The sequence below is a fragment of the Sphingomonas albertensis genome, from assembly GCF_014358075.1.
Classification (GTDB): Bacteria; Pseudomonadota; Alphaproteobacteria; order Sphingomonadales; family Sphingomonadaceae; genus Sphingomonas; species Sphingomonas albertensis.
Genome location: NZ_JACONT010000065.1, coordinates 1 through 10,321, shown reverse-complemented (window position 1 = coordinate 10,321; position 10,321 = coordinate 1). Strand labels below are relative to the sequence as shown.

The 10,321-nt window shown below is 66.6% G+C and carries 9 protein-coding genes; 8 read left to right on the top strand and 1 reads right to left on the bottom strand.

Translation table 11 applies throughout. The features are described from left to right. Positions 1 to 392: 392 nt before the first annotated feature. The 3 genes from H8S47_RS18210 (at position 393) to H8S47_RS18200 (ending at position 4,906) form a co-directional block, all read left to right on the top strand. Complete coding sequence (locus tag H8S47_RS18210; RefSeq protein WP_187505190.1) at positions 393 to 2,912, top strand: penicillin-binding protein 1A; 2,520 nt, start codon at positions 393 to 395, stop codon at positions 2,910 to 2,912. 132 nt (positions 2,913 to 3,044) lie between these two features. Beyond that, positions 3,045 to 4,172: a peptide chain release factor 2 gene (prfB, locus tag H8S47_RS18205; protein WP_187505189.1), complete on the top strand. Its 1,128-nt coding sequence runs from the start codon at positions 3,045 to 3,047 to the stop codon at positions 4,170 to 4,172. 23 nt (positions 4,173 to 4,195) lie between these two features. Continuing rightward, positions 4,196 to 4,906: a class I SAM-dependent methyltransferase gene (locus tag H8S47_RS18200; protein ID WP_187505192.1), complete on the top strand. Its 711-nt coding sequence runs from the start codon at positions 4,196 to 4,198 to the stop codon at positions 4,904 to 4,906. Positions 4,907 to 5,046: 140 nt separating this feature from the next. On the opposite strand, the gene H8S47_RS18195 is transcribed toward H8S47_RS18200, so the two are convergent. Further along, positions 5,047 to 5,439 (bottom strand): JAB domain-containing protein, encoded by a 393-nt coding sequence (locus H8S47_RS18195; RefSeq protein ID WP_328805623.1) that lies wholly within the window; start codon positions 5,437 to 5,439, stop codon positions 5,047 to 5,049. A gap of 85 nt (positions 5,440 to 5,524) precedes the next feature. Here H8S47_RS18195 and H8S47_RS18190 point away from each other — a divergent pair, with 85 nt between their 5' ends. The 5 genes from H8S47_RS18190 to H8S47_RS18170 form a co-directional block, all read left to right on the top strand. Continuing rightward, positions 5,525 to 6,319, top strand: coding sequence for a thymidylate synthase (locus tag H8S47_RS18190; protein WP_187505188.1), 795 nt, complete (start codon positions 5,525 to 5,527; stop codon positions 6,317 to 6,319). Between the two features lie 75 nt (positions 6,320 to 6,394). Next, entirely contained in the window at positions 6,395 to 6,913 is a 519-nt protein-coding gene (locus H8S47_RS18185) for a hemerythrin domain-containing protein (protein WP_187505187.1), read from the top strand. Between the two features lie 188 nt (positions 6,914 to 7,101). After that, a complete protein-coding gene (locus tag H8S47_RS18180) occupies positions 7,102 to 7,563 on the top strand; it encodes a dihydrofolate reductase (RefSeq protein ID WP_187505186.1) in 462 nt (153 codons plus the stop codon). Between the two features lie 173 nt (positions 7,564 to 7,736). Continuing rightward, a complete protein-coding gene (locus H8S47_RS18175) occupies positions 7,737 to 8,672 on the top strand; it encodes a bifunctional riboflavin kinase/FAD synthetase (protein WP_187505185.1) in 936 nt (311 codons plus the stop codon). 152 nt (positions 8,673 to 8,824) lie between these two features. Beyond that, on the top strand, positions 8,825 to 10,321 hold a 1,497-nt coding region (locus H8S47_RS18170; protein ID WP_187505184.1), incomplete at its 3' end, for a class I tRNA ligase family protein.

The following is a 10,321-nucleotide window of genomic DNA, read 5'->3' as shown; positions in this document are numbered from 1 at the left end:
GGTGGGGGTGTTATGGGCATCCTGGGCGCCGTGTCCTCCCCCTCCGTCACCTTCGGTGCCACCTCCCCCTGGCGGGGGAGGATCGTTGGGTTGGGCGACCTTACATCGTTTTATTTAACAGTAGAGCCCCCCTTACCCCTCCGTCATGCCGGGCTCGTTCCGGCATCCACCGTTGCGCGGACTCGCCAGCCGTGGAATTTGCGGATCGGTGGGCCCTGGAACAAGCCCGGGGTGACTGGGTAGGGGTGGAAGCGTGGTCCAAGGGACGCGGTATTCTGCGGACGGACCGTCGAACGGAGCCGACGGGAAGTCCGGAGCGCCTCTCCCCCGCCCGCCATCGCACCGGAGGCTGGCAAGCGCGCGCTAACCTGCTAGACGCTGCGGCAGTAATCATGGCGTCCGATCCCTCCCCCAACTCGACGACGGCGACAGGCCGCACCAGCGACCGGCTACGCGGCGGGTTCGCGCGCGCCTGGTCGAGCCGTTGGACCAAGGCCGCGCTGGCGCTTGGCGTGCTCGGCGTCGTCGCGATCTTCGCGTTCTGGTTCGCGGTCATGCGCGACCTGCCTTCCGTGGATACGCTGCGCACTTACGAGCCGCCGCTGCCGACCAACGTACGCGGGATCGATGGTGCGCCGATCCATTCCTACGCGCGGGAACGGCGCGTCGAGCTGAGCTATGCCGAATATCCGCCGCTGCTGGTGAAGGCATTCCTCGCCGCCGAGGACAAATCGTTCTTCGAGCATCACGGTGTCGATTATCCCGGCCTCGCCGGCGCGGTGTACGACTATGTGACCAAGCTCGGCACCGGCAAACGCGCCAAGGGCGGCTCGACGATCACACAGCAGGTCGCCAAGAACCTGTTGATCGGCAACGCCTATTCGCCGTCGCGGAAACTGCGCGAGGCGGTGCTGGCGTACAAGATCGAGGACACGCTGACCAAGCCGCAGATCCTGGAGCTGTACCTCAACCAGATCGCGCTCGGGCGTAACGCGTTCGGCGTCGAGGCGGCGAGCCATGCGTATTTCGACAAGGAGCTCGACCAGCTCGATCTCGCGCAGATGGCGTATCTCGCGATCCTTCCCAAGGGGCCGTCGAACTACGATCCGGTGCGCAATACCGAGCGCGCGATGATCCGGCGCAACTATGTGCTGAACCGGATGCTCGACAACGGCTTCATCACGCGTGCGCAGCGGGACCAGGCGAACGCGGAGCCGCTCGGCGCGGTGTTGCGGCGTACGCCGAAGTTCCAGAGCGTCGGCGGCTATTTCGTCGAGGAAGTCCGCCGCCAGCTGATGGCGAAGTTCGGCGAAAGCGCGAAGGATGGGCCGTACAGCGTCTATTCGGGCGGGCTGTGGGTGCGGACGTCGTTCGACGCGCGGTTGCAGGATCTGGCGCAGCAGGCGTTGCGCGACGGGCTGGTGCGGTTCGACAGCGGGCGCGGCTGGAACGGCCCCATTCGCCATGTCGAGATCGAGGACGACAACTGGCTCCAGCCCTTGCTCAACAGCAATATCGCGCTCGATTACCGCGATTGGGTCGCGGCGATCGTAACGGGCAAGGACGGCAATGCCTGGAGCCTGGGCTTCCGCACCGGCAAGACCGGCACGCTGCCGCGCTATGCGGCGCAGATGGCGGTGCGCGGCAAGGGCGGCAACGCGTTCGGCGCGATCGAGGTCGGCGACATCATCGCGGTGGCGCCGGAAGGCGGCCAGTTCGCGTTGCGGGCGATCCCCAAGGTGTCGGGTGCATTCGTCGTCGAGGAGCCCGCCAGCGGTCGCGTGCTGGCGATGCAAGGCGGGTTCGACGACAGGTTGCAGGCGTTCAACCGCGCGACGCAGGCGATGCGCCAGCCGGGCTCGACGATCAAGCCGATCGTCTATTCCGCCGCGCTCGACAACGGCATGACGCCCGCCTCGATCATCGTCGACGGTCCGTTCTGCGTCTATCAGGGCGCGCGGCTGGGGCAGAAATGCTTCCGCAACTTCGGCAATTCGCGCGGCGCCGGGCCGCACACGATGCGCTGGGGCATCGAGCAGTCGCGCAACCTGATGACGGTGCGGACCGCCGCGCAGACCGGCATGCCGAAGGTGGTCGCGACCATCAAGAAGATGGGGGTCGGCGATTACGCGCCCTACCTCTCGTTTGCGCTCGGCGCCGGCGAGACGACCGTGGGGCGTATGGTCAACGCGTATTCGATCCTGGCGAACAACGGCAAAGGCGGTCCGCCGTCGCTGATCGACTTCGTCCAGGACCGTCATGGCAAGGTGATCTGGCCGGAGAATTGGCGGCCGTGCGACCGGTGCAACGCGCCCGACTGGGACGGCAAGCCGATGCCGCGCCCGGTTACGCGCCAGCGCCAGGTGCTCGATGCGATGACCGCCTACCAGATGGTCCACATCACCGAGGGCGTCGTCCAGCGCGGTACCGCGGTCACCTTGCGCGATCTCGATCGGCCGATGTTCGGCAAGACCGGGACGAACAATGGACCGACCGACGTGTGGTTCATCGGCGGCACGCCGCAATTCGTCGGCGGGCTGTATATCGGCTTCGACACGCCGCGGAATTTGGGCGGCGCGGCGCAGGGCGGGACGCTCGCCGCGCCGATCTTCAAGCAGTTCGCGGTGAAGGCGTATGAGGATTTGCCCAAGCTGCCGTTCCGCGCGCCCGCAGGAATCCGCATGGTCCGGATCGATCGCGGAAGCGGCCGCCCGGTCTATGGCACGTGGCCGAACACCGACGATCCCAAGCCCGCGGTGATCTGGGAAGCGTTCAAGCCCGAGAGCGAACCGCGCCGTGCCGCACGGCGTTCCGATGCAGCCCCGGCCGCGGCCGCGACCACCACCGCGGTGAAGAAGGCCGAAGCGCCGCGCGACAGCGATTTCTTGCAAAGACAAGGCGGAATCTACTAGCGCCCTTATATAGACGTCATCGCACATCAATCCGTCATCCCAGCGAATGCTGGGATCTCGTGGTAAGGGAGGACACTCCTCGCCGCAGGAGATGCCAGCTTTCGCTGGCATGACGAAGACCGGAGAATACCCATGCGCGCCGAAGCGCAGGCTCACGTAGACACCATCAACGACGCGCTGGCGCTGCTGCGCCGCTTCCTCGACTGGGACCGCGCGCTGCGTCGTCTCGACGAGCTGAACGCGCGCGTCGAGGATCAGGCGCTCTGGTCCGATCCCAAGGCCGCGCAGGAGGTGATGCGCGAGCGTCGTCGTCTCGACGAGGCGATCAGCGCGACGCGTGCGATCCAGAGCGAGCTGTCGGACACGGCCGAGCTGATCGAGATGGCGGAGGCCGAGGGCGATACCGCGATGGAAGCGGACGGCGTCGCCGCGCTCGCCGAACTCGCCGCGCGTGCCGACCGGGACAAGATCAAGGCGCTACTGGCCGGCGAGGCCGACGCCAACGACACCTATATCGAGGTCAACGCCGGCGCTGGCGGGACCGAGAGTCAGGACTGGGCCGGCATGCTCAGCCGAATGTATTCGCGCTGGGGCGAGCGCCACGGCCTGAAGGTCGAGCTGATCGACCAGCATTCGGGCGAGCAGGCCGGGATCAAGTCCGCAACGCTGCTGCTGAAGGGCGAGAACGCTTACGGCTATGCGAAGACCGAGAGCGGCGTGCACCGGCTGGTGCGGATCAGCCCGTACGACTCGGCGGCGCGACGCCACACCTCGTTCGCCAGCGTCTGGGTGTATCCGGTCGTCGACGACAATATCGAGGTCGAGTACAACGAAAGCGACCTGCGCATCGACACGTACCGCGCGTCGGGCGCGGGCGGGCAGCACATCAACACGACCGACTCGGCGGTGCGCATCACGCACATCCCGACCGGCATCGTCGTGCAGTGCCAGAACCAGCGCTCGCAGCACAAGAACAAGGCCGAGGCGTACAACCAGCTCCGCGCGCGTCTGTACGAGCGCGAACTGGCGATCCGCGAGACCGCGGCCAATGCCGAGAATGCCGGCAAGACCGATATTGGCTGGGGTCACCAGATCCGCAGTTACGTGCTGCAGCCGTATCAGATGGTGAAGGACCTGCGCACCGGCGTGGTGTCGACCAGCCCGTCGGACGTGCTCGACGGCGACCTCGAAATGTTCATGGCGGCGGCGCTGTCGCAGCGCGTGACGGGCGAGGCCGTCGAAGTGGAGGACGTCGATTGAAGCTCAAGGGTGCCCTTGCCCTGATGCTGTCGCCGGTGTTCCTGCTCCCATTATTCGCATTGGGCGCATGCGACGGCAGCAAGCCGCTGATCAAGCGCGAGCCCAAGGAGCCGGTGTTCCCCGCCGCCGACCGTCCGGTTGCATCGATCGTGTCGTCGCGCTGGTCTAACGAAGAAGCGCGCGACCGTCTCAACGAGGCGGGTGAAGTCATGAACAAGGCCGAGATCAGCAAGGGCATGACGGTCGCGGATATCGGCGCGGGCGAAGGATATTACACGATCCGCATGGCAGCGCGGGTCGGCAAGGAAGGCCGCGTGCTCGCCGAGGACATCGTCGCGAGCGTCCGTGACACACTGGCGGAACGCGTCGCGCGCGAGGATCTAGCGAACGTCAGCGTGAAGCTGGGCGAACCGAACGACCCCAAGCTGCCCGAGGCGAGCTTCGACCGGGTGCTGATGGTGCACATGTATCACGAGATCGAGCAGCCGTATGAGTTCCTCTGGCGGTTGCGGCCGTCGTTGAAGCCCGATGGGCTCGTGGTGGTGGTCGATGCGAACCGCCGGACGCAGGACCACGGGACGCCACCGGCGCTGTTGAAGTGCGAGTTCGCGGCGGTGGGGTACACGCAGGTGGATATGGACGACATGCCGTCGGCGGGCGGCTATCTGGCGACGTTCAAGGCGGCCGGGCCGCGACCGGCTCCGGAAGCGATCCGGGCTTGCCGGCTGAAGTGAGCGCCTAATCCTCCCCTGCAAGGGGAGGTGGCAGCCCATCGGGCTGACGGAGAGGTATCGCGCTATCGAGAGGGTCTCACCCCTCCGTCTGGCAAGCGCCAGCCACCTCCCCTTGCAGGGGAGGATTGATGTCGAAACGGTCAAATCACCCCCATCGCCCTAAGACTCGTCGCCTCGTCCCCCGCGATCACCAGATGATCGAGCAGCACCACCTCCAACGTCCGCAACCCAGCCGCGAGCGCGCGCGTGAACGCCACGTCCCGCGCACTCGGCGTCGCATCTCCGCTCGGATGGTTGTGCGCCATCACGACGCCCACCGCACCGAACGCCAGCGCATCCACCGCGACCGTGCGGATCGAGATCGCCACCTGATCCCGCCCCCCGACGACATGCCGCATCCCGAGAAGCCTCCGATTCGGATCAAGATACGCGACCGCCGCCGTCTCGACCGTGGCATCACGCAAGCCAGCGAACAGCGCGCGTGCCGCATCAAGGTCGGCGATACGTGGGGAAAGCTCGGGCAGCGGCGGCACATACCCGCCTGCCCCGCGGCACGCGCCACCGCACGCGCAACTACATCCGCTTGAGCCCGCCCTCACACCCGACTACGCAAACCCAATGCGCCAATATCTAGACCTCATGGACCGCGTGCTCTCGACCGGCGTCGAGACGATGGACCGCACCGGCACCGGCACGCTCAGCGTGTTCGGCGCGCAGATGCGCTTCGATCTCGCACAGGGCTTCCCGGTCCTTACCACCAAGAAGCTCCACCTCCGCTCGATCATCGTCGAGCTGCTGTGGTTCCTGCGCGGCGACACCAACGTGCGTTGGCTGCAGGACCGGAAAGTCGCGATCTGGGACGAGTGGGCGGACGAGAACGGCGATCTCGGCCCGGTCTACGGCAAGCAGTGGCGCGACTGGGTCGCCGCGGACGGCCGCCATATCGACCAGATCGCCGAGCTGATCGCGCAGATCAAGACCAACCCCACCTCGCGCCGCCAGATCGTCAGCGCGTGGAACCCCGGCGACCTGCACGCGATGGCGCTCGCGCCGTGCCATTGCCTGTTCCAGACGCATGTCGCGAACGGCAAGCTGTCGTTGCAACTCTACCAACGCTCGGGCGATATCTTCCTCGGCGTGCCGTTCAACATCGCCAGCTATGCGCTGCTGACGCATATCCTCGCGCAGCAATGCGGGCTGGAGGTCGGCGAGTTCATCTGGACCGGCGGCGACTGCCACCTCTATTCGAACCATCTGGAACAGGCGCAGCTGCAACTGACGCGCTCGCCGGGGCCGTTGCCGCGGCTCGAGATCGTGCGGAAGCCGGACCCGATCGATGCGTACGAGTATGAGGATTTCGTGCTCCACGATTACGTGGCGCAGGCGCACATCAAGGCGCCGGTCGCGGTCTGACACGAGAGCGAATCGCAATAGGAACCGGGCGTGGCGCGCATGGTTGACCGTCCGAACCTATTCGGAAGGCCCATCATGGACATCACGCAGCTCATCCTCGACGAACACGCGCAGCAGCGCGCCTTGTTCGCGCAGATCGATTCGATCGACGCCAAGGACACCGAGGCGCTCTCGGCGCTCTGGACACGCCTCAAGAACCTGCTCGACGCGCATGCCGAGGCGGAGGAACGCTTCTTCTACCCGCGGCTGATGAAGATCGGCACCGGCGGCAACGACGCCGACTCGGCCGCCGAGGAGACCGAGGACGCGATCGAGGATCACAACGACATCCGCGACACGGGGGAAGCGGTCGACAAGCACCCGGTCGGCTCGGACGCATGGTTCGAGGCCGTCGGCGAGTGCAACAAGGCGAACAGCGATCATCTCGCCGAGGAAGAGCGCCAGGGGCTGACCGATTTCCGCAAGCATGCGACGCTGGAAGAGCGGCACGAGCTTGGCGTGCGGTTCGCGGCGTTCGAGGCGAATCATCTGAACGGGGTGAAGGTCGTCGAGAAGGATCCCGAGGCGTATGTGAAAGAGCACGCTCCGAACTGAGCTCCATTCCACCTCGCCACCCCGGCGAAGGCCGGAGCCCAGTTGGAAAGGTGGGAATAATGGGGAGCAGCGCTCAATTAGCGACGCTTCCCAACTGGACCCCGGCCTCCGCCGGGGAGGTGCTTGGGGGTAAGGTAGGTGAAATACTTGGAGTAGCCCTCCGCCCCCCATTCCGGCATGACCACCGCATGATCACCTTCTACCTCGCCCGCGCCACCAACGGCGTCATCGGTCGTGACGGCCACCTCCCGTGGCGCATCCCCGCCGACCTCAAGCGCTTCAAGGCGCTGACGATGGGCAAGCCGATGGTGATGGGGCGCAAGACCTTCGAGAGTTTCCCGAGCCCCCTGCCCGGCCGCCGCCACATCGTTCTGACGCGGGGCGACTGGACGGCGGAAGGCGCCGAGGTCGCGCATTCGGTCGAGGAGGCACTGGCGATGGCGGGGGACGACGTCGCAGTGATCGGCGGCGCGCAGATTTACGCGCAGTTTCTCCCCCATGCGGATCGCATAGAACTGACCGAAGTCCACGCCGAACCGGAAGGCGACGCCACCGTCCCTGCGTTCAAAGGCTGGCAAGAGATCGCCCGCGAAGATCATCCAGCCGAGGGTGAACGCCCGGCATACAGCTTCGTCACTCTGACCCGCTGACTTCCCCCCCTCCCTGAAAGGGAGGGGCCGGGGGTGGATCGGCCAGCTTGTGCGAACGGCGTCTGGAGCTTGCGGTAGCCAACCCGCCCCTAACCCCTCCCTTTCAGGGAGGGAACCCGTCGTATCCGGTGACACCTAGCGCCACCCTTCCCGCCCCCCTATAGCCCGCCTCCATGCAGCGGCTCGACGGCGGCGCTTCCATTCCTTCGCATCTCGCGAACGGGATCGTCGCGCTGGGCAATTTCGATGGATTTCACCTCGGTCACCAGGCGGTGGTCGCGCGCGCGATCGCCTGGGCGAAGGCCGAAGGCCGTCCCGCGCTGGTCGCGACGTTCGATCCGCACCCGGTTCGCCATTTCCGCCCCGCGACTGCGCCGTTCCGCCTCACCACGCTCGACCAGCGCGAGCGGCTGCTCGCCGATGCCGGCGCCGACGCGATGGTGGTGTTCCACTTCGACGGCGATCTCGCCGCGCTGACCGCCGAGCAGTTCATCGCCGATCGGCTGGAGCGCAACCTGCGGGTGGGCGGCGTCGTCACCGGCGAGGACTTCACCTTCGGCCACGCCAAGAGCGGCACCGTCCACACGCTCGCCGCGCGCGGGGCCGCGCACGGGTTTCGCGCGGAGACGGTCAGCGCGGTCGCGCTTGATGGCGAGACGGTGTCCTCCACGCGCATTCGCGACGCGCTGCGCACCGGCGACATGGCGACCGCGACGCGCCTTCTCACGCGGCCGTTTGCGATCGAGGGCGACGTGCAGCATGGCGATAAGCTCGGGCGGACGATCGGCTATCCGACCGCGAATATCGACATGGGCAACTACCTCCGCCCTGCGTACGGGATCTACGCGGTGACCGGGCGGCTGGACGACGGGCGCGTGCTGAAGGGCGCGGCGAACCTCGGCATCCGCCCGAGCTTCGATCCGCCCAAGGAACTGCTGGAGCCGTATTTCTTCGACTTCTCAGAGGATTTGTACGGCCGCCGTGTCGAGGTCTCGCTGATCGAGTACCTCCGCCCCGAAGCGAAGTTCGACAGCCTCGAAGCCCTGACGACCCAGATGGACGCCGACTGCGCGCGGGCCCGACATATTCTTGGGTCCTCCCCTCCCTGAAAGGGAGGGGTTGGGGGTTGGGTCGGCCGGTTGGCTGATGCCCGCCCTAGCCTCAAGCCGACCCACCCCCGGCCCCTCCCTTCCAGGGAGGGGAGCAGGACGGGGAAGTTGTTTGTGTGTCCCCCCCCTCTCGGCTACAGCCCGGCCCACTTATGACCGATACTCCCGCGCCCGCCCGCGATTACCGCGACACCGTCTTCCTGCCGAAGACCGACTTCCCGATGAAGGCGGGTCTCGCCGCGAAGGAACCGGCGATCCTGGAGCGCTGGGCCAAGCTCGGCATCTACGACCGGTTGCGCGAACAGCGGCTCGGGCGCGAGCGGTTCATCCTGCATGACGGCCCGCCGTACGCGAACGGCGACATCCACATGGGCCACGCGATGAACAAGGTCCTGAAGGACATCATCGTCCGCTCGCAGTCGCTGATGGGCAAGGACGCGCCCTACGTTCCCGGCTGGGACTGCCACGGGCTGCCGATCGAGTGGAAGGTCGAGGAAGCGTATCGCGCGAAGAAGCTCAACAAGGACGACGTCCCCGTCGACCAGTTCCGCGCCGAATGCCGCGCCTATGCCGAGAAATGGGTCGCCGTGCAGAAGGCCGAGTTCGAGCGGCTCGGCGTGATGGGCGACTGGGCCGATCCGTACCTGACGATGAAGTACGAGGCCGAGGCCGCCATCGTCGGCGAGCTGCTCAAGTTCGCCGAGAGCGGCCAGCTATACCGCGGCGCCAAGCCGGTGATGTGGTCGCCGGTCGAGAAGACCGCGCTCGCCGAGGCCGAGGTCGAGTATGAGGACATCGTTTCCACTCAAATTGACGTCGCGTTTGAGATCGTGGACGCGCCGAACGCGCCCGAACTGGTCGGTGCGCATGCGGTGATCTGGACGACGACGCCGTGGACGATCCCGGTGAACCAGGCGCTGAGCTATGGGCCTGAGATCGAGTATGTTCTGCTGGCAGACGGCGATCGCCGTTACCTGATCGCAGATGCGCTCATCGAGAGTTTTTACGCCCGGAACCCCTCCTCCCGTCATCCCGGCGGAGGCCGGGACCCACTTACCAACGGGGGAGACCACGGTGAGGTGGGCCCCGGCCTCCGCCGGGGTGACGGAGCGGAGGGTGGCGCTGCCATCCTTTGGCGCGGGAAGGGTTCTGCTCTCGCCGACGCAACCGCGCGTCATCCGATGCGCGCACTCGGCGGGTTCTTCGCGAAGCCTCGCCCGTTCCTCCCCGGCGAGTTCGTCACGACCGATGCGGGTACCGGGCTCGTCCACATGGCGCCGGACCACGGCGAGGACGATTTCGAACTCTGCAAGCAATACGGGCTCGACCCCGTCTTCGCGGTCGACGGCGCGGGGATGTACCGTGCCGACTGGGCATGGCGCGGCGGTGAGGGCAGCGTCATCAACAAGAAGTTCGTGAGCGCGGACGGTCCGATCTGTACGGACCTGCGCGAGGCAGGTGCGTTGCTCGCGGCGAGCGACGACTTCAAGCACAGCTACCCGCATTCGTGGCGCTCGAAGGCGAAAGTGATCTTCCGCGCGACCCCGCAATGGTTCATCCCGATGGACTCTTCTTCTTCCCCCCTCCCGCAAGCGGGAGGGGCCGGGGGTGGGCACGCGCTCTCGACCGATGCTGACGGGGATGGCGCG